Annotated in this window: 19 protein-coding genes; 13 read left to right on the top strand and 6 right to left on the bottom strand. The window is 63.8% G+C overall.

Going from position 1 to position 19,637, the window contains the following annotated elements:
• Positions 1-82 precede the first annotated feature (82 nt).
• Positions 83-622, top strand: coding sequence for a TetR/AcrR family transcriptional regulator (locus RA21_RS14545; protein WP_019298344.1), 540 nt, complete (start codon positions 83-85; stop codon positions 620-622).
• Here the strand turns inward: RA21_RS14545 and topA are convergent.
• The 3 genes from topA to tldD form a co-directional block, all read right to left on the bottom strand.
• A complete protein-coding gene (topA, locus tag RA21_RS14540; protein WP_039150118.1) occupies positions 619-3,261 on the bottom strand; it encodes a type I DNA topoisomerase in 2,643 nt (880 codons plus the stop codon). The genes RA21_RS14545 and topA overlap by 4 nt on opposite strands.
• Before the next feature lie 182 nt (positions 3,262-3,443).
• Positions 3,444-4,625, bottom strand: a complete 1,182-nt coding sequence (dprA, locus tag RA21_RS14535) for a DNA-processing protein DprA (protein ID WP_039150115.1) — start codon at positions 4,623-4,625, stop codon at positions 3,444-3,446.
• A 231-nt stretch (positions 4,626-4,856) separates the two neighbouring features.
• A complete protein-coding gene (gene tldD, locus RA21_RS14530; RefSeq protein ID WP_039150112.1) occupies positions 4,857-6,278 on the bottom strand; it encodes a metalloprotease TldD in 1,422 nt (473 codons plus the stop codon).
• Between the two features lie 195 nt (positions 6,279-6,473).
• On the opposite strand from tldD, the gene coxB reads away from it, so the two are divergent.
• The 11 genes from coxB to RA21_RS14475 all read left to right on the top strand — a co-directional run bounded on the left by coxB (position 6,474) and on the right by RA21_RS14475 (position 16,525).
• Positions 6,474-7,319 (top strand): cytochrome c oxidase subunit II, encoded by an 846-nt coding sequence (coxB, locus tag RA21_RS14525; RefSeq protein ID WP_019298348.1) that lies wholly within the window; start codon positions 6,474-6,476, stop codon positions 7,317-7,319.
• 97 nt (positions 7,320-7,416) lie between these two features.
• Positions 7,417-8,358, top strand: coding sequence for a heme o synthase (cyoE, locus tag RA21_RS14520; RefSeq protein ID WP_039150110.1), 942 nt, complete (start codon positions 7,417-7,419; stop codon positions 8,356-8,358).
• A gap of 1 nt (position 8,359) precedes the next feature.
• On the top strand, positions 8,360-8,539 hold the full coding sequence (locus RA21_RS14515) for a hypothetical protein (RefSeq protein WP_019298350.1): 180 nt from the start codon (positions 8,360-8,362) through the stop codon (positions 8,537-8,539).
• The gene (locus RA21_RS14510) at positions 8,539-9,126 is read left to right on the top strand and encodes a cytochrome c oxidase assembly protein (RefSeq protein WP_039150109.1); all 588 of its coding nucleotides are present in this window, start codon (positions 8,539-8,541) and stop codon (positions 9,124-9,126) included. Before RA21_RS14515 ends, RA21_RS14510 begins: the two co-directional genes overlap by 1 nt.
• A gap of 23 nt (positions 9,127-9,149) precedes the next feature.
• On the top strand, positions 9,150-9,959 hold the full coding sequence (locus RA21_RS14505; protein ID WP_039150106.1) for a cytochrome c oxidase subunit 3: 810 nt from the start codon (positions 9,150-9,152) through the stop codon (positions 9,957-9,959).
• Between the two features lie 102 nt (positions 9,960-10,061).
• Positions 10,062-10,724 (top strand): SURF1 family protein, encoded by a 663-nt coding sequence (locus RA21_RS14500; protein WP_039150103.1) that lies wholly within the window; start codon positions 10,062-10,064, stop codon positions 10,722-10,724.
• A gap of 20 nt (positions 10,725-10,744) precedes the next feature.
• A complete protein-coding gene (gene thrC / locus RA21_RS14495; RefSeq protein ID WP_039150101.1) occupies positions 10,745-12,133 on the top strand; it encodes a threonine synthase in 1,389 nt (462 codons plus the stop codon).
• Positions 12,130-13,392, top strand: a complete 1,263-nt coding sequence (locus RA21_RS14490; RefSeq protein ID WP_019298355.1) for a M16 family metallopeptidase — start codon at positions 12,130-12,132, stop codon at positions 13,390-13,392. The genes thrC and RA21_RS14490 overlap by 4 nt, the downstream gene beginning before the upstream one ends.
• Entirely contained in the window at positions 13,392-13,982 is a 591-nt protein-coding gene (locus RA21_RS14485; RefSeq protein WP_019298356.1) for a GNAT family N-acetyltransferase, read from the top strand. Before RA21_RS14490 ends, RA21_RS14485 begins: the two co-directional genes overlap by 1 nt.
• Positions 13,983-14,240: 258 nt before the next feature.
• Positions 14,241-15,065, top strand: a complete 825-nt coding sequence (locus RA21_RS14480; RefSeq protein ID WP_039150098.1) for an MBL fold metallo-hydrolase — start codon at positions 14,241-14,243, stop codon at positions 15,063-15,065.
• Positions 15,066-15,106: 41 nt separating this feature from the next.
• The gene (locus RA21_RS14475) at positions 15,107-16,525 is read left to right on the top strand and encodes an FAD-binding oxidoreductase (protein WP_039150096.1); all 1,419 of its coding nucleotides are present in this window, start codon (positions 15,107-15,109) and stop codon (positions 16,523-16,525) included.
• A 220-nt stretch (positions 16,526-16,745) separates the two neighbouring features.
• Here RA21_RS14475 and RA21_RS14470 read toward each other — a convergent pair whose 3' ends face one another.
• The 3 genes from RA21_RS14470 to RA21_RS14460 form a co-directional block, all read right to left on the bottom strand.
• A complete protein-coding gene (locus RA21_RS14470) occupies positions 16,746-17,285 on the bottom strand; it encodes an adenine phosphoribosyltransferase (RefSeq protein ID WP_019298359.1) in 540 nt (179 codons plus the stop codon).
• Between the two features lie 140 nt (positions 17,286-17,425).
• Complete coding sequence (locus tag RA21_RS14465; RefSeq protein ID WP_039150094.1) at positions 17,426-18,304, bottom strand: S-methyl-5'-thioadenosine phosphorylase; 879 nt, start codon at positions 18,302-18,304, stop codon at positions 17,426-17,428.
• A gap of 215 nt (positions 18,305-18,519) precedes the next feature.
• Positions 18,520-18,984 (bottom strand): hypothetical protein, encoded by a 465-nt coding sequence (locus RA21_RS14460; RefSeq protein WP_039150091.1) that lies wholly within the window; start codon positions 18,982-18,984, stop codon positions 18,520-18,522.
• Positions 18,985-19,121: 137 nt separating this feature from the next.
• Here RA21_RS14460 and RA21_RS14455 point away from each other — a divergent pair, with 137 nt between their 5' ends.
• Positions 19,122-19,412 carry a hypothetical protein gene (locus RA21_RS14455; protein WP_039150090.1) on the top strand — a complete coding sequence of 97 codons (291 nt, stop codon included), beginning with the start codon at positions 19,122-19,124 and terminating at the stop codon, positions 19,410-19,412.
• The last annotated feature ends 225 nt before the right edge of the window (positions 19,413-19,637 follow it).

Below are 19,637 nucleotides of genomic sequence, written 5' to 3'. Positions count from 1 at the left end.
TATGTATGTGGAAATAAACATACAGGCTGCATGTATGCAAGAGAGAAATGCTCCCGTCCCAAACACCGCGCGCCGCGCCGCCATGCGTGAGCGGCTGATCGCTGCCGCCCGCAAACTGTTTTCGGAAAAGGGCTACGCCGAGACATCAACGCCGGAAATCGTCAAGGCCGCGGAGGTGACACGCGGCGCGCTTTACCATCACTTCGATGGCAAGGAGGCGCTGTTCCGTGCTGTTGCCGAGGCCGAGGCCCAAGCGGTTACCAAGGCAATCGAGGCCGCGGCCAAGGTGCCGGGCGGGGAGGGGCTGGAGGCGGGCAGCCGGGCGTTCTTTGCCGCAATGGCGAAGCCGGGCCGCGCCCGCATACTGCTGGTGGACGGGCCCGCTGTGCTGGGAGCCGCTGCGATGGACGAAATTGATGCCGGCGGCGGGCGCAGTGCGCTGCGCGCGGGGCTGGCGTCTGCGGGCACGGGCCTGAAAGAAGGTGAGCTTGATGCGCTGGCGGCGGTGATGTCAGCGGCCTTCGACAGGGCAGCGCTTGCCATTGCCGAAGGTGCTGAGTCCGCGCCTTATGAGGCGGCGATGGCGGCATTGATGCGTGCCGCCATCGTACCGGTGACTTAGGTCGAGGCTTTTTTGGCGGCAGGTTTCTTCTTGGCGGCGGGCTTCTTCGCCGCTGCCTTTTTCTTGCCGCCCTTGGAGGACTTCTCGGCAATCAGCTGCACCGCCATCTCCATGGTCACGTCCTTGGGCTCCACGTCCTTGGGCAGGGTGGCGTTCACCTTCTCCCATTTGACGTAAGGCCCGTAACGCCCGTCCATGATGTTGACGGCACCGCCGCTTTCGGGGTGTTCGCCCAGCTCCTTCAGCGGCTTCGCTGCAGCCCGGCTGCGGCCGCGGCCCGGGTTGGCGCGTTTCTCGGCCAGCATCTCCACAGCGCGGTTCATGCCGATCTCAAAGACGTCCAGGGTTTCTTTGAGATTCACGTAAACCGGCTTTTCCTCATCCGGCAGCTGGTGCGCAATATACGGCCCGAAGCGGCCCAGGTTGGACTGGATCGCACCGCCGTCCGGGTGCTGGCCGATCTCGCGCGGCAGGGTCAGCAGGGTCAGCGCCTGTTCCAGGGTGATCTCATTCGGGCCCCAGCCGGGCAGGAAATCCTTGCCCTGTTTGGGCAGCGAGGAGCGCGGCGGCTTCTTGTTCTCGGGCGTCGCCTCGCCGCGCTGAACGTAGGGGCCGAAGCGGCCGGATTTCAGGTGGATCTCGTCGCCGTCGTCCTCGCCCAGAATACGCTCATAGCCCTCGGCACCTTCACCGGAGATCGGCCGGGTGTAGTTGCATTCCGGGTAATTGCCGCAACCGACAAAGCCGCCGGTGCGCGAGGTCTTGAGGTGCAGCTGGCCTACGCCGCACTTCGGGCAGGTGCGCGGGTCGGTGCCATCTTCACGCGGCGGATAGAGCTGCGGTGCCAGCGCATCATCCAGCACATCCAGCACCTCGGTGATGCGCAACTCGGAGGTTTCAGCAATGGCTGCCGAGAAATCCCGCCAGAACTTGCCCAGAAGCTCTTTATAGTCGCCGTCGCCCGCGCTCACGTCGTCCAGTTCTTCTTCCAGATTGGCGGTGAACTCGTAACCGACGTATTTGCGGAAGAAGTTCAGCAGGAAGATGGTAACGATCCGGCCCTTGTCCTCGGGGAACAGGCGGTTCTTTTCCTTGCGGACGTATTCGCGGTCCTGGATCGTGGTGATCACGGACGCATAGGTCGAGGGGCGGCCGATGCCCAGCTCTTCCATCCGCTTGACCAGCGTCGCTTCGGTATAGCGCGGCGGCGGCTGGGTGTGGTGTTGCAGCGCCAGCACGGCACCGTCTTCAGAGAGGACAGAGGCGTCCTTGCCTGCCTTCTCTGCCTGCGCTGCCAAGGAGGATGCGAATTTCAGCGCCTCTCCTTGCATGATCTGCGGCAGGCGCTTGTCGTCCTCATCCGCCACATCGTCGCGGCCTTCCTCATAAACCCGCATGAAGCCGTCAAACAGCACCACCTGACCGGTTGCGCGCAGCACGACCTGCTGGTCGCTGGAGCCGATATCGACGGTGGTGCGCTCCAGACGGGCACCTTCCATCTGGCAGGACAGGGTCCGTTTCCAGATCAGATCATAGAGCTTGCGCTGATCATCGTCCGAAACCTTCAGGCTGGCGGCATCGCGGCTCATGTCGGTGGGGCGGATACACTCGTGCGCTTCCTGCGCGTTCTTTGCCTTGTTCTTGTAGATCCGCGGCGAGGACGGCACGTATTCTGCGCCATAGCGCTTTTCGATCTCGGCGCGGGCTTCCTGCACCGCCTCGGGTGCCATGTCGATGCCGTCGGTCCGCATATAGGTGATGAGGCCGGCCTCATAGAGCCGCTGCGCCGCGTTCATGGTCTGGCGCGCGCCCATGCCGAACTTGCGGCTGGCTTCCTGCTGCAGGGTCGAGGTCATGAACGGGGCAGAGGGGTTGCGGGCCGCGGGCTTGGCTTCGACCGACAGCACCGACAGCTTGCGCGAGGCCACCGCCTGCACCGCCATTTCAGCAGAGGTCGAGTTCTTGAGGCTGTATTTGTCGAGCTTGTCGCCGCCCATGACGGTCAGGCGCGCCTCGAACTCCTGGCCGCGGGGGGTGGCCAGCTGGGCGCGCACGGACCAGTATTCCTGTGCGTTGAAGGCCTCGATCTCCATCTCGCGCTCGACGATCAGGCGCAGGCAGACGGATTGCACACGGCCCGCCGAACGCGCGCCCGGCAGTTTGCGCCACAGCACCGGCGACAGGTTGAAGCCCACCAGATAGTCCAGAGCGCGCCGCGCCAGATAGGCCTCGACCAGCGGCATGTCGACCTGGCGCGGGTTCTGCATCGCCTCGGTCACCGCTTCCTTGGTGATCGCGTTGAAGGTCACCCGGCTGACGGCGGTGTCCTTCTTGATCGAGCGCCGCTTGGTCAACGCCTCCTGCAGGTGCCAGCTGATTGCCTCTCCCTCGCGGTCGGGGTCGGTGGCGAGAATCAGCGCATTGTCGTCTTTCAGCGCGTCGGCAATGGCCTTCACATGCTTGCGGGAATCGTTGGCGACCTCCCAGGTCATGCCGAAATCATTGTCGGTATCGACCGATCCGTCCTTGGGCGGCAGGTCGCGCACATGCCCGTAAGACGCCAGAACCGTATAGTCGGGGCCAAGATATTTATTGATTGTTTTTGCTTTGGCCGGGGATTCGACAACTACTACTGGCATAAATTCTGATACCTCTTCGGACCGGTTTGCCGGGTTCTATGGCGGGGCAGGATGTGGGGCGCAAGGGGAGAATGTCAATCCGGGTGCAATGGACGCGGTGCAATTCCTGCCTTTGCGGACCTGCTGCAGAGCGATTTGCCTGGTTTCGGATGCCGCTTTGCCGCCGTTTCAGAGACAGGGGATTAATCGTCGTCTTCAGGGTAGGCCCGGGACAGCAGGCCGCCGGGTTCGCGGCGGATCGCGCCGTCCAGTTCCAGGTCCGTCAACGCGGGGGCCAGATCCTGCGGCGGCAGGGACAGGTCGCGGATCAGCTGCGTCTCGGATGTGGGGGAGGGGCCGAGACTGCCGAGGATCTGCTGATGCAGGGCGTGAGTTTCCGCCAGGCTGCGCCGCTGCGGCGGGGGCGGCGGCAGGGCGGCAAGCGCCTGTTGAAGGTCTTGCGGTGCGGATGCAGGCACGGCAGGCAACTCTTGTGGCGGCAGCGCCTCCAGCACGTCGCTTGCGTCGCGGACCAGGGTGGCGCCGTCGCGGATCAGCCGGTTGCAGCCGGAACTGCGCGCATCAAACGGGTGGCCGGGCACCGCCAGAACCTCGCGGCCATAGTCGAGGGCATCGCGGGCAGTGATCAGGCTGCCGGATTTGGCAGCTGCCTCCACCACCACCACCGCGCGGGACATGGCGGCAATGATCCGGTTGCGTTTGGGGAAATCGCGGGCCTGCGGTGTGAGGCCCATGGGCTGCTCTGACAGCCGCAGCCCGGTCTCAGTGATGTCAGCCGCAAGTTTGGCGTTTTCCGCCGGGTAGATCACGTCCGCCCCGCCTGCCAGCACGGCGATGGTGCCGGTTTTCAGGGCAGCCTGATGCGCCGCCGTGTCAATGCCGCGGGCCATGCCGGAGACCACTGCGTATCCGGCCTCACCAAGGGAGTGGGCCAGCGACCGGGCCATGCGGACCCCCAGCGAGGAAGCATTGCGGGCGCCGACCATCGAGATCATCGGGCGGTCCAGCACCGACAGATCGCCGATGGCCCACAGCAGTGGCGGGGCATCTTTGATGCCTTTGAGCAGGGCTGGATATTCGGGGTCCGAAAAGCACAAAAGCCGCGCTTTGGCGGCTTTTGCGGTCTTGAGTTCCTTGTCCACCGCCTTGGCAGGGCATGTTTCATACCCTTTGATGCCTGCGGAGCGTGCCACTTCGGGCAGCGCATCCAGCGCGTTCTGCGCTGAACCATATTCTGCGAGCAGCCGGTGAAAGGTCACCGGGCCAACCCGTTTGGAGCGCAAAAGGCGAAGCCATGAATACCGGTTATCTTCCGTGGTGGGTGGGAGTGGGGGGTGAGTGGAAGAAAGTGTTTCTTCGGTCATCCGCAGCTCCGCCTGTTTGCAGGACAAGAATTAACCTTGAGGGGGTTAACAGGTGGTGAACGGCTGGAAAGATTTTGGCAATGCCCTGAAAATTTTTGCTAAGTTGTGAAAACTGCTTAAGAAATTCACATGCAAGCAAGGGTTGTGCGATTGTGCTTGCAGCGTTTTGGCCCGGCTGGCTGTACAGCCAGGCCCCGGATTTTGCGGCAAGCATATGGTTTTGCCGCGAATTTACGCAGCAGAGCCGCCAACTGTCAGCCCGCCCATCAGCACCGACGGCTGGCCGACGCCGACCGGCACCCATTGGCCGGCCTTGCCGCAGTTGCCCATGCCGGGGTCCAGCGCCATGTCATTTCCAAGGCCGCGAATCTGTTTGAGCGCGGTGGCGCCGTCGCCGATCAGGGTGGCGCCCTTAACCGGTTCACCGACCTTGCCGTCCTTCACGCGGTAGGCCTCGGTGCAGGAAAACACGAACTTGCCGTTGGTGATATCGACCTGGCCGCCGCCAAAGCCCACCGCCCAGATGCCGTTCTTGATGCCCGCCACCAGGTCGTCGGGGGCAGTCTCTCCGCCCAGCATGTAGGTATTGGTCATCCGCGGCATCGGTGCATGGGCATAGCTTTGCCGCCGCCCGTTGCCGGTGGGGGAGACCCCCATCAGCCGCGCGTTCTGGCGGTCCTGCATGAAGCCGACCAGAACCCCGTCCTCGATCAGCGTGGTCTTCTGGCTGGGGGTGCCCTCATCATCCACGGTGATGGAGCCGCGCCGGTCGGGGATGGTGCCGTCATCCAGCACCGTGACGCCCTTGGCGGCGATCTGCTGACCCATCAGCCCGGCAAAGGCTGAGGAGCCTTTGCGGTTGAAATCGCCCTCCAGCCCGTGGCCGATTGCCTCGTGCAGCAGGATGCCGGGCCAGCCGGGGCCAAGCACCACGTCCATTTCCCCCGCTGGGGCAGGGACTGCATCCAGGTTAACCAGGGCGATGCGCAGCGCCTCTTGCACTTGAGCCTGCCAGTGCGCGGGATCGACCAGCCCGTCCAGGCCCAGCCGCCCGCCGCCGCCGGCGGAGCCGCTCTCGCGGCGGCCGTCCTTTTCGACGATGACGGAGACATTCAGGCGCGCCATCGGGCGGGTGTCGCGCACGCGCACCCCGTCGGCGCGCAGGATCTCCACCTCTTGCAGGGAGGCGGCCAATGACGCGGACACCTGCACCACGCGTTTGTCGAGATTGCGGGCGTAATCGTCGATCTCGCGCAGCGTCTCCACCTTGACCGGGAAGGGCATGGCGCTGATCGGGTCGGCGTCGGTATAAAGCTTCTTGTTGGTGGCCAGCGGCGCGTCCGCATAGGTGCCGCCGCCGGTGCCAACCGCCAGCTTGGCGGTTTCCGCCGCCCGCCGCAGCGAGGCGATGGAGACGTCGGTGGAATGGGCATATCCAGCCACATCGCCGTTCACGGCCCGCAAACCAAAGCCTTCGGAGGCATCGTAGCTGGCGCTGCGCAGCCGCCCGTCATCAAAGGACAGCGCCTCCGACTTGCGGCGTTCGGCAAAGATCTCGCCGTCCTCGGCACCGTTCAGGGCATCACGCAGGGTGGCCAGCGCCTCATCCTCCGGAAGCGCGGTTTCGAAGGGTCGGAAGGATGGGTTTTCCATGGCACGGTCCTCAGATTTTTTGATCTAAATCAAGAAAGCGACGGTTTGACGCTTGGCTGCCTCTTTATCTGTACGCCCGAATATGGTTTTAAGCTGCATCAAAGACAACGGGGCAGGTGCGTTTTGCGGAATCATTGATTCCCGTGCATTTCGTGCTGCCGCAGGAACAATACGATCAACCGATCAGGACAGAACATGAAAAACGCTTTGATGCTTTCGGGCCTTTTCGCCGGCCTTTCGAGCCTTCCAGCAATGGCGCAAGAAGGCCTGAAAACCATTGGTAAGCCGGTGGACGGCGGCCTGAACTTCCAGCCGGCGGCGACCTCGCTGATGGAAGGGATCCACAAGCTGGACTGGATGATCCTGGTGATCATCACCGTGATCTGCATTTTCGTTGCTGCGCTGCTGCTGTGGGCGATCGTCCGGTTCAACAAGCGCGCCAACCCGACCCCGGCCAAGTTCAGCCACTACACCCCGATCGAGATCGCCTGGACCGTGATCCCGATCCTGGTGCTGGTGTTCATCGGCTCCTTCTCGCTGCCGCAGCTGTTTGCGCAGCAGGAAATCCCGGAAGGCGACATCAACATCAAGGTGACCGGCTACCAGTGGTACTGGGGCTATGAGTATTCCGACCACGAGTTCGGCTTTGAAAGCTTCATGCTGCCGAAAGAAGACCTGGCCGCAAACGGCTATGCCGAGGATGAGTACCTGCTGGCCACCGACACCGCCGTTGTGGTGCCGTCGGGCAAGACCATCGTGATGAACGTGACCGGCGCTGACGTGATCCACTCCTGGACCATCCCGGCCTTCGGCGTGAAGCAGGACGCGGTTCCCGGCCGTCTGGCACAGCTGTGGTTCAAGGTCGAAGAAGGCAAGGAAGGCATCTACTTCGGCCAGTGCTCTGAGCTGTGCGGCAAGGACCACGCCTATATGCCGATCACCGTCAAAGTGGTGACCCAGGCAGAATATGACGCCTGGCTGGAAGGCGCCAAGGAAGAATTCGCGGGCATCCCGCAGGCCTACCAGGTCGCTTCCAACTGATAGCCTGGCCGCATGGGGCCTGCAGGGGCGCCGTGTGGTACAGTGACAAGATCTGGGTGCGCAAGCTTGCGCACCCGTTGCCGCCAAAGGACCCAAGATGAGCGACGCAAGCATCAACGCAAGCCGGGCATATGAGGACGAGGCCAGCTTTGGCGATTATTTCGCCCTGCTGAAGCCCCGTGTCATGTCGCTGGTGGTGTTCACCGCTCTGGTCGGCCTGCTGGCTGCGCCGGTTTCCGTGCATCCCGTTGTCGGCTTCTGCGCGATCCTGTTCATTGCCATCGGCGGCGGTGCCTCCGGCGCGCTGAACATGTGGTGGGACGCAGATATCGACAAGGTGATGAAGCGCACCAAGTCGCGCCCGATCCCGGCGGGCAAGGTTGAGGCCGGCGAGGCGCTGGCGTTCGGCCTGGCGCTGTCGGGCCTGTCGGTGATCATGCTGGCGCTGGCCGCCAATGTCTTTGCCGGTGCGTTCCTGGCCTTCACCATCTTCTTTTACGTGGTGGTCTACACCATGTGGCTGAAGCGGGCGACGCCGCAGAACATCGTCATCGGCGGTGCTGCCGGGGCCTTTCCGCCGGTTATCGGCTGGATCGCGGCCACCGGCACCATGTCGGTTGAGCCCTGGCTGATGTTTCTGCTGACCTTCATGTGGACGCCGCCGCATTTCTGGGCGCTGGCGCTGTTCATGCGCTCCGACTATGACGATGCGGGCGTGCCGATGCTGACCGTGACCCACGGCCGCCGCTCTACCCGCATTCACATTCTGGCCTATACCGTGCTGCTGGCCGTGCTGGCTGTTGGCACCGCGTTCTCCGGCATTGGCGGGCCGGTCTATCTGGCCGCCGCGCTGGTGATGAACGCGCTGTTCCTGCATGGCGCCTGGAAGATCACCCGCCGCGACGAGGACGATTCCGAGGGTGACAATTTCAAGGTGGAGCGCAGCTTCTTCAAGCTGTCGCTGCTGTATCTGTTCCTGCATTTCGGCGCCATCCTGGCCGAGGCCCTGCTGAAGCCCTATGGCTTGGGGGGCTGGTAAGATGGCCCTGCGCAAGGAACATGAGATCCACAAGCGCCGGTCCGGCCTGAACAAGGGTGTCGGCATTCTGCTGGCGGCCTTTGTGGTGCTGATCATGGCGCTGACCATGGTCAAGGTGACCTCGGCCAGCTTCAAGTTCCCCGATGCGCAGTCTTCTGGTGAACAGGGGGAGCAGAACTGATGGCGCTGCAGGGGCCCCAAAAGACTGTTGTCCAGCTGGTCGGCGTTGTCGTCCTGATGGGCGGGCTGTCCTGGGCGTCGGTGCCGTTTTATGACTGGTTCTGCCGCGTCACCGGCTTTGGCGGCGTCACCGGCGTGGCCAGCGCGGGATCGGACACGGTTCTGGACCAGACCATCAAGGTCCGCTTTGACGGCTCCAAGGAACGCGGCATGCCGTGGGAATTCAAGCCGGTGCAGCGCGAGATGGAGATCAAGCTGGGCGAAACCGGCCTGGCCTTTTACGAGGCCTATAACCCGACCGACCGCCCCGTGGCAGGGCAGGCGTCCTACAACGTGGCGCCTTATCAGGCTGGCGGGTTCTTTGAGAAAATCGACTGCTTCTGCTTTACCGAGCAGGTGCTTCAGCCGGGGGAGCGGGTTCAGATGCCCGTGACCTTCTATGTTGACCCGGAAATCATTGACGACCGGGACGCAAAATACGTGCATACGATCACGCTGTCGTACACGTTCCATGAAATCGATCTGCCCGAGGGCGTTGCCGCTCTCGACACCGGGGGTAACACCGGGGCAGGCACAACCACGAACTAGGCCGCTAGGTGAGGGACACTTAAATGGCGCATGCTAAAAATCACGATTATCACATTCTGCCGCCGTCGATCTGGCCGCTGGCTGCCGCAGTGGGCACCTTTGTCATGCTGGTTGGCGCAGTGTTCTGGATGAAGGGCATCACCGCCTGGGCGTTCTGGATCGGCTTTGTTGCTGTTCTCTACTCGGCCTATGCCTGGTGGGCGGAAGTTGTTGCCGAGAGCAAGGGCGGCGACCACACACCCGTCGTCCGCATCGGCCTGCGCTATGGATTCATCCTGTTTGTGATGTCCGAGGTGATGTTCTTCTTCGCCTGGTTCTGGTCGTTCTTCAAACACGCCATGTACCCGATGGAGACCTATGTCGGCACTGAATATGTGGCCCCGGCGATCTATCCGGTCGACCCGTTCCACCTGCCGCTGATCAACACCCTGATCCTGCTGCTGTCCGGCTGTGCCGTGACCTGGGCGCACCATGCGCTGGTGCACAACAACGACCGCAAGGCGCTGATCCAGGGCCTGGCGATCGGTATCGCCTTCGGCATCGCTTTCACCGCGCTGCAGGGCTATGAATACGCCCACCTGCTGCATGAAGGCTGGAAGTTCGGCGAAGACGAGTTTTACTCGAACTTCTTCATGGCAACCGGTTTCCACGGTTTCCACGTGATCATCGGCACCATCTTCCTGACCGTCTGCCTGATCCGCGCGATGAAGGGTGATTTCACCCCCGAGCAGCACGTCGGCTTTGAGGCGGCTGCCTGGTACTGGCACTTCGTGGACGTTGTCTGGCTGTTCCTGTTCGTGGCCGTCTACATCTGGGGCACCTCCGGTTTGTAATGGTTACATGTTTGCGGTTCCAAAAACCGCGGACAGACCTTAATGAGCAAGGCGCGCAGGGGACACCTTGCGCGCCTTGTCTTTTGAAGCGGAGCGGCCCGGATGCGGCGTGTCATCTTCCTGTTGATCATCGGCGGCGCGGGCCTGGCGATTCTGATCGGCCTAGGCACCTGGCAGCTGCAGCGCATGGGCTGGAAGGAAGACCTGCTTCAGACGATTGAGGCCAGCATCGCGGCTGCACCGGCGGCTTTGCCGCAAGTCCCGGTGAAGGAGCAAGACCGCTACCGGGCCGTTACCGTCGAGGGTGAAATCGAAGGCAATGCGCTGCATGTGTTCTGGGTCACCAAAGACGCTGAAACGGGCTACCGGGTCATTGCTCCATTCGTGACCACCGATGGCCGGCGTGTCCTGTTGGACCGGGGCTTCATCCCTGCCGCTGAAAAGACCACATCTCTCAGCATCGGGCAGGCAACCGTCACCGGCAATCTTCTCTGGCCGGATGAGGGCGACTGGACGACGCCCGCGCCGGAAGTGGACACCAATATCCTCTATTCCCGGGACGTGGCTTATATGGCAGAGCGCCTGAACACCGAACCCGTTTTGATTGTCGCCCGCAGCACAGCGCCTGAGGCGGCGGTCACTCCGCAGGCTGTGACAACTGCGGGCATCCCGAACAACCACTTGCAATATGCGATCACCTGGTTTTCGCTGGCCCTGATCTGGGGTGCGATGACCGTCTACTTCCTGCGGCGCAGCCGCCCCTGAACCCGAAAGAGCTGAAGGCGATGAAATATATCTCGACCCGGGGCCAAGCGCCCGAGCTGACCTTTGAAGATGCGATGCTGACTGGTCTCGCGCGTGACGGCGGCCTGTATGTGCCGGCGGAAATCCCGCAGATGTCCCAGGACGACATCACGGCGCTGGCGGGGCTGTCCTATGAGGAAACCGCGTTCCGCGTCATGCGGCCCTTCGTCGGCGATTGCTTCACCGATGAGGAATTCCGCGCCATCATCGCCCGCGCCTACGAGGGCTTTGAACACGCTGCCCGGGCACCGCTGAAGCAGCTGGCGCCGAACCATTTCCTGCTGGAGTTGTTCCACGGCCCCACGCTGGCGTTCAAGGACTTTGCGATGCAGCTGATCGGCCAGCTGTTCCAGGCGGCACTGGAACGCCGTGGCGACCGGGTGACCATTGCAGGCGCGACCTCCGGCGACACCGGCTCTGCCGCGATGGAAGCCTTCCGCGGCCTGAACAATGTGGATGTGTTCATCCTCTACCCGCATGGCCGCGTGTCCGAGGTGCAGCGCCGCCAGATGACCACGCCGCAGGATGCCAATGTGCATGCGCTGGCGGTCGATGGCGACTTTGACGATTGCCAGGCGCGCGTCAAGGATATGTTCAACGACTTTGATTTCCGCGACGGTGTGAAACTGGCGGGCGTCAATTCGATCAACATCGCGCGGGTGCTGGCGCAGGTGGTCTATTACTTCTCCTCCGCCGTGAGCCTCGGCGCGCCGCAGCGCAAGGTGAGCTTCACCGTGCCGACCGGCAATTTCGGCGACATCTTTGCAGGCTTCATCGCCAAGCAGATGGGCCTGCCCATTGACCAGCTGGTGGTGGCCACCAACCAGAACGACATCCTGCACCGCTGCCTGTCGGGGCAGGGCTACTACAAGGGCGACACCCAGCCCTCGATCTCGCCGTCGATGGACATTCAGGTGTCTTCGAACTTTGAACGCGCGCTGTTCTATGCCTACGGGCAGGACAGCAAGGCGGTGGCGCTGTTGATGGATGAACTGAAGAACGGCGGCTTTGACGTGTCGCAAGGCGCGATGCAGGCGCTGGCGGAAAATTACGTCTCCGGCCGCACCTCCGAGGAAGAGACGCTGGCGACCATCAAGTCCGAGCTGGCGTCCTCGGGCGAGCTGATCTGCCCGCATGGTGCGGTTGCCGTGAAAGTGGCAAATGAGCACCGCAAGGCGGATGTCCCGATGATCACGCTGGCCACTGCGCATCCGGCGAAATTCCCGGCAGCGGTGGAAGAAGCCAGCGGCATTCATCCGCCCTTGCCTGCGCGCATGGCAGACCTGTATGAGAGGCCGGAACGGGTCACCCGGATCGCTAACGATTTGGCTGCCCTTGAGGATCACATCAGAAAGAACATCGCGAATTGACAGTTCAGCAGCACACACTCGCCAACGGGTTCCGTATCGTCTCCGAGCATATGCCGGGTCTGGAATCCGCGGCGGTCGGGATCTGGGTGAGCGCCGGCGGCCGCCATGAGCGGCTGGAGCAGAACGGCATTGCCCATTTTCTGGAGCACATGGCCTTTAAGGGCACCAAGCGGCGCTCGGCCCTGCAGATCGCAGAGGAGATCGAGGATGTGGGCGGTTATATCAACGCCTACACCTCGCGCGAGGTGACGGCCTATTACGCCCGGGTGCTGAAGGATGACGTGCCGCTGGCGGTGGACGTGATCGGGGATATCCTGCTCAATCCGGTGTTCGACCAGCGCGAGATCGAGGTTGAGCGCGGGGTGATCCTGCAGGAAATCGGCCAGTCGCTGGACACACCCGATGACGTGATCTTTGACTGGCTGCAGGAGGAAAGCTACCGCGGGCAGCCGCTGGGGCGGACCATTCTGGGGCCTGCGGAGCGGGTGCGCAGCTTCAGCCGCGAGGATCTGCAGGGGTTTGTCGGCGAACACTACGGCCCCGGCCAAATGATCCTGGCAGCGGCGGGCGGTGTCGATCACGATGCGCTGGTCAAACTGGCGGAGCAGCTGTTCGGCCATATGGAGGCCAAGCCGGAGTTCACCGCCGAAGGCGCGCAGTTCACCGGCGGCGAGGCGCGGCAGGTGAAGGATCTGGAGCAGGCGCATTTCGCGCTGGCCTTTGAAGGCCCCGGCTACCGCGACCAGTCAATGTACACCGCGCAGATCTATGCCAGCGCCCTTGGCGGCGGCATGTCCTCGCGGCTGTTCCAGGAGGTGCGCGAAAAACGCGGCCTCTGCTACACGATTTTCTCGCAGGCAGGGTCTTATGCCGATACCGGCTCGATGACCGTCTATGCGGGCACCTCCGGTGAGCAGCTGACGGAGCTGGCGGGCATCACCATCGACGAGATGAAGCGCGCCGCGGATGACATGAGCGATGCCGAGGTGGAGCGCGCCCGCGCCCAGATGAAGGCCGGGATGCTGATGGGGCTGGAAAGCCCCTCGAACCGGGCAGAACGGCTGGCGCGGCTGGTGCAGATCTGGGGCAAGGTGCCGTCGCTGGAACGCACGGTGGAGCGGATCAATGCCGTCACCACCAAGGACGTGCGCGAGCTGGCGGAGACCATGGCGGTAACCGCGCCTGCGGCGCTGGCGCTTTATGGCCCGGTCGCGGATGCCCCGGCGCTGGAGAGGCTGCAGGAGAGGCGCGCCGCCTGATGCTGCTCAACCGCCGCAAGGTCCGTATCGAAACCGAGCGCCTGACCCTCAGGCCGCCGGTGCATGCGGATTTTCACGGCTGGGCGGCGCTGAGGCTGCAGAGCCAGCCCTATCTGACCCCGTGGGAACCCAGCTGGGCGGCGGACCACCTCAGCCGCAAGAGCTTTACCAACCGGGTCTACTGGGCGCGGCGGTCGGTTTCCGGCGGCACCGCGCTGCCGCTGTTCCTGATCCGCCGGTCCGACAACCTGCTGGTCGGGGCGATTACCCTGGACAATATCCGGCGCGGCCCGGCCCAGGCCGGCACGCTTGGCTACTGGACCGGCCAGTCGTTTGCCCGGCAGGGCTACATGCGCGAGGCGATCGGCGCGGTGGTGCATCACGCCTTTACCAAACTGGACCTGAGCCGGATCGAGGCCGCCTGCCTGCCGGAAAACCAGGCGTCGCGCGGGCTGCTGGAGAAATCCGGCTTCAAATATGAGGGCGTCGCCCAATCCTATCTGCAGATCAACGGCCGCTGGCGCACCCATGTGCTCTATGCCTCCCTGCGCCACGACCGCCGCGGCAAGACGCTGGCTGGGCAGGCCTAGGCCGGACATTCTATCAGCCAAGTGCTCCCGCCCGTCGCAGGCGCATCAGAAGATGCGCCGCTCCCGTTGGGCCGGGCGCCGCCCTTGCTGTGCGGCGCGGCGCGTGGGGCAAACGGTGCCGCGACCTGCGCCCGCAGGGCGCCACGCCCAACGGCGGTGCGGAATTTTCAATTCCGCTGGCGCAGGCGGGAGCGCTTGCAGGGCGAATTTTCTGCGGTAAGGGCTGACAATGGCGGTTTGCGCCCTAGAACCTGCCTCATGCGCGCGTTTGCCACTTTCCTGTGTTTCATTCTGTGTTCCGCTGCCCTCCAGGCGCAGGAGCGGAGGCAGAGCCATTGCATTGCCCTGGCAGAGGCGACGCCCGGTCTGGAGTACCTGCAGCAGGCCAGCTGGCAGGACCCGGTGGCAGAAGACAGCGTGCAGATCCGCTACATCGCCCATGCCTCGTTCCTGCTGCGCACCGAGGGCGGGCTGAATGTGGTCACTGATTTCACCGGCTTCACCGGCGCTGCGCCGATGATCCCGGATGTGGTCACCATGAACCACGCCCATGAAACCCATTGGACCGCCCATCCCGACCCCGCGATTCCGCATGTGCTGGAGGGCTGGGGACCGTTTGGTGCCGGCATTGAGCATCATCTGGACCTCGGCGAGATGCTGATCCGCAATGTGCCCACAGATATCCGCAACATGTTCGGCGGGGTGGAGGCGCGCGGCAATTCGATCTTTGTCTTTGAGGCCGCGGGTCTGTGCATCGGTCACCTCGGGCACCTGCACCATGTGCCGACACCAGAGCAATACGCGGCGCTGGGGCGGCTCGATGTGGTGATGGCGGCGGTGGATGGCGGCATCACCCTGCCGCTGGATCAGATGCTGGAGGTGTTGGGGCGGCTGCGGTCCTCGGTGATCATTCCGATGCATTGGTTCAGCGACTATTCGCTGCAGAGTTTCCTGTCCCGGATCGGCCCGGAGTTCGATGTGGTGGATGAGGGCAACAGCGAGTTGTCTGTGTCGCTGCGCAGCCTTCCCGGCCGTCCGACCATCCATGTGCTGCGGCCCAAGTACCTGCTGGACGGGGAGTGAGCTGCCTTGCCAGTTGCGGGGCCTTGCGGCATGGATAGGGCATGACGCTGAACCCCGCCGATCCCGCCTTTGCTGCCCGCCTGTCACCCCTGCTGCCAGAGGGCGTTTTGCGGGCTGCCGAACCGCGGTATCTGGAAGAGCCGCGCGGCCGGTATCAGGGGCAGGCGGGGCTGCTGGCGCTGCCCCGCACGGTGGAGGAAGTGTCCATCCTGATCCGCGAAGCCAATGCCGCGCGGGTGCCGGTGGTGCCTTATGGCGGCGGCACCGGGCTGGTCGGCGGCCAGGTGATGGCGAAGGGACCGGCGCCGCTGCTGATCTCGCTGGAGCGGATGGCGGCGATCCGGGCGGTGCACGCCCGGGAGAATGTCCTTATCGCGGAAGGTGGCGCCATTCTGGCGGACGTGCAGGCGGCGGCGCAGGAAGCCGGGCGCCTGTTCCCGCTGTCACTGGCGGCAGAAGGTTCGGCGCGGATCGGCGGCAACCTTGCGACCAATGCGGGCGGCGTCAACGTGCTGCGCTACGGCAATGCCCGCGACCTCTGCCTGGGGCTCGAGGCAGTTCTGCCTTCGGGTGAGATCTGGCACGGGCTGTCGCGGCTGAGGAAAGACAACACCGGTTATGACCTCAGGAACCTCTTGATCGGGGCGGAGGGCTCTTTGGGTGTGATCACCGCTGCTGCCTTGAAACTGTCGCCGGTCCCGGCGTCGCAGGGCACTGCTGTATTCACCGTGACGGACCCGCAGGCGGCCATTGATCTGCTGGCCCTGGCCCGGGATCACGCGGGTGAGGGCGTCAGCGCCTTTGAGCTGATCCACCGGCAGGGGCTGGATTTTCTGGCGGAGACGCTGCCGCAGGTCCGCCAGCCCTTTGCCGAGGCGCCGGAGTGGTGCGTGCTGATCGAGCTGGGACTGCCGCGCGGGCTGGAGGCGGAGGACACTTTGGCCGCGCTGTTTGAAGCCGCCGAGGCGGCAGGGCTTGCCAGCGACGGGGTGATTGCCCAGTCGGACAGCCAGCGGCAGATGCTGTGGGCCGTACGCGAGCATATCCCGCTGGCCAACAAGGCCATCGGATCGGTGTCCAGCCATGACATTTCGGTGCCGATTTCGGAGATCCCCGCCTTCATCGAACGGGGCAGGGCGGCGGTGGCCCGGCTTGGCGATTTCCGCATCAATTGCTTTGGCCATCTGGGCGACGGCAACCTGCACTACAACGTGTTCCCGGCCAAGGGCCGCAAGCGGGAGGAGTACGACGCCTTGCGCGGTGCGGTGAAAGAAGCGGTGCATGATCTGGTCCACGCCTTCGGCGGCTCCTTCAGTGCCGAGCACGGGGTGGGGCGGATGAAATCAGGCGACCTGGAGCGCTATGGCGATCCGGCCAAGCTGGCCGCGATGCGGGCCATCAAACAGGCGCTGGATCCCAATGGCATCATGAATCCGGGTGCGGTGCTGCGCGCGGAGTGATTTGGTCTGGTATCTTTGGGGGGCTCCCGCACCCGCGGTTGCCCGGCTGTGCCGGACCGCCTGGCGGCTTTGGGCCCGGCGCCGCGCAGATGCGCGGCGCGCCCCTTCCGGCCCAAGGGGCCTGAAGGGGCCATGCCCAACGGGAACAGCCTTTCCCTGGAAAGGCGCCTGACCGGCGGGAGCCTTCCGGCCACGCATGGATACGGTTAGTTGAGGGTGTTCAGAGGCCCTCGAACTCGCAGAGCACATGCACGTCCATGCCCATGTCCTCCAGCAGCTTGCGCCCGCCCAGTTCCGGCAGATCGACGATGAAGGCGCAGGAGACGATCTCGCCGCCCAGCCGTTCGATCAGCTTGATGCCCGCGCCCGCGGTGCCGCCGGTGGCCAAGAGGTCATCGACCACCAGGATCTTCTCGCCCGGCTGGATGGCGTCGTCGTGAATCTCCACAATCGCCTCGCCGTATTCCAGCTTGTAGTCCTGGCTGATGGTGGTGCCGGGCAGTTTGCCCTTCTTGCGGATCGGCACAAAGCCGGTGCCCAGCTGGTGGGCAATCGCGCCGCCGAGGATAAAGCCGCGCGCCTCAAGCCCCACGACCTTGTCGATCTGCTCACCGGCGTAGGGGTGCAGCATCTGGTCGATGGCCATGCGAAATCCCCGCGGATCGGCAAACAGCGTGGTCACGTCGCGGAACATGATCCCTTCGTGCGGGAAATCGACGATGGTGCGGATGTAATCCTTGACGGCGGGTTTCTTGGGCATCGGCGCGGCTCCCCTTGGCGAATTGAATGCGGCGCCCCGGGTTTCGCGCCCGGGGCCACAGCGGGTTTGGCCGATGCTGCCGGGCCATGCAAGGGCTTCCTTGGCAGCACAGGGCTTTTGCAGCGCGGGCTGTCCGCTCGTCAGCCCAGCACCCGGCCCGCCACCGCGTCCAGTTTGGCCAGCAGCGCCGGGTCGCGTTTCTCCGGGGCGGTCATGATGGCGTATTCCAGCGCTTTGTCGCAGCCGTGCGGGCAGTCCTGCCGCGCCTTGCCCAAGAGGCCGGGCAGGCGGCGCACCAGCGCGCGGGCGTTGGCGGAGTTGCCCTGCAAAGTGGCAATGATATCAGTGATTTCCACCGCGCCATGCTCCGGGTGCCAGCTGTCGTAATCGGTGACCATGGCGATGGAGGCGTAGCACAGTTCCGCCTCGCGGGCGAGCTTGGCTTCGGGCATATTGGTCATGCCGATCACGTCGCAGCCCCATTGCTCGCGGTACATCCTGCTTTCGGCCATTGAGGAGAACTGCGGCCCCTCCATGCACAGATATGTGCCGCCGCGGTGGACCTTGACGCCAGCATCACGCGCTGCCGTCTCTGCCGCGTCCGAGAGCCGTTCGCAGGTCGGATGCGCGACGCTGACATGGGCGACGCAGCCGGTGCCGAAGAAGCTTTTGTCGCGCGCGAAGGTGCGGTCAATAAACTGATCCACAACAACAAAATCGCCCGGCGCCATCTCCTCGCGGAACGACCCGCAGGCGGAGACGGAGAACACATCGGTCACGCCCAGCCGCTTCAGCGCGTCGATGTTGGCGCGGTAGGGGACCTCAGTGGGGGAATGCACATGGCCGCGGCCGTGGCGGGGCAGGAAGGCCATTTTGACGCCGTCCAGCGTGCCGGTCAGGATCTGGTCCGAAGGTGCCCCCCAGGGCGTTTCGACCGTGGTCCACTGGGCGCCTTCCAGCCCGTCGATCTCATAAATACCGGAGCCGCCGATCACGGCGATCATGGTTTCCCGGGTCATGTCCTGCCCTCCTGTTGCTGCTGATTTGGATATGCGCAAGCGGGATGGGATTTGGCAAGAGCGGGGTGATCAACAGGGGGTGACATGCGTGCACCCCCTGTGCACCCCCTGTGCAGCGGATGGGTGCCGGGGGCGGGAGCCTGCCCCTCTCGGCGGTAAAGCCGCCTGCCGGGCAGCGGGACATGAGTATTTGGGGAAAGATGAAAGAGCGGGGGTCATTCGCGGCGGATGATCCCCGTCAGCGCCGCGGCACCAAGGGCGGTGACGATCCAGCCCGCCAGAGTGAAGAGCCAGCGCGCCCACCAGAGGAACACGCCGGCCGGGCCACGGGTGGTTGAGGGCGCCCAGGCATCGGTCTGGCCGAAATTGATGATGGGGATCACCACATCTGCTGCGTAGGCTAAGGCATTGAAGCTTTCCCAATCGCGCCCCGCAACCGTGTTATCGCTCCAGTCCTGTGCAGAGTTCTCCACGTCTGGAGGGCCATGGCGGGTATCGTATTCTGCCCATTCCACAGACGTGAGGATAATGCTGGAGTTGGGGGCAAAGCTGCCTTCCGTCCAGGCGAGATGAGCCGGGATAGCGGCGAGCAGCCAGAGAAGGACAAGGGCAAACAGGCTGCGCTCGGGGCGGAAGCCGTGGCTGGTGAGGATGTCCAGTGCCTGATGAATAAGCCACAAAACCGGGCGGGTGATATCATACCAGATGCTGGCCCAGGCAGGCCCCAGTTGCCATCGGGTTCCACCCGGCGAAGCCTGCGAGCTTCTGCAGCCAGCTTCTGTGCGAGTGCGACCCGGACGGCCTTGGCGTCAGCCTCATGCCCCATGTCGTGCAGCACCTTGGCGAGTTGTTTGTAGGGCTGGGGGAAGAATTTACCGTTCCAGTCATCCGCCCGCGCCAGCCAATCAAGACGGGTGCGGGCATCGGTGAAGCTGTGAACACGTCGGTAGGAGAAACCGTCGAGGATGAGTTTTTGTTCTTCCGGCCAGCATTTTGGATCATCCACCAAGTCACCGCAGCTAGCAGTGGTAAGGTCGATCACCCCTTGCACTTCTACTTGGCCAAGAAAGAAAAAATCTTGGCCTATTTCCGCGTTTTGAAGCCCTAGGGCTGTTCCACCGGGGTTCTGGAGCTGTGCGCCTATGCAGTATAGCTGCCCGCTGGTTTTAAGGCCATTCAGATCCGCTTCGCCACGGATTTTAGCTGAGTCAAGGAACATGCTGTGCCCAATCTCCGCGGTCTGCAGGTTCAGGGCTTTCCCGCCAGGGTTCTGGCATTCTGTACTCTCGCAACTCAGATGCCCGCCGGTTCTGAGGCCATTCAGATCCGCTTC

This window comes from Leisingera sp. ANG-DT (genome assembly GCF_000813785.1).
Lineage (GTDB): Bacteria > Pseudomonadota > Alphaproteobacteria > Rhodobacterales > Rhodobacteraceae > Leisingera.
Note: the sequence above shows the minus strand (reverse complement) of the source record. Positions and strands in the feature narration are given on the sequence as shown.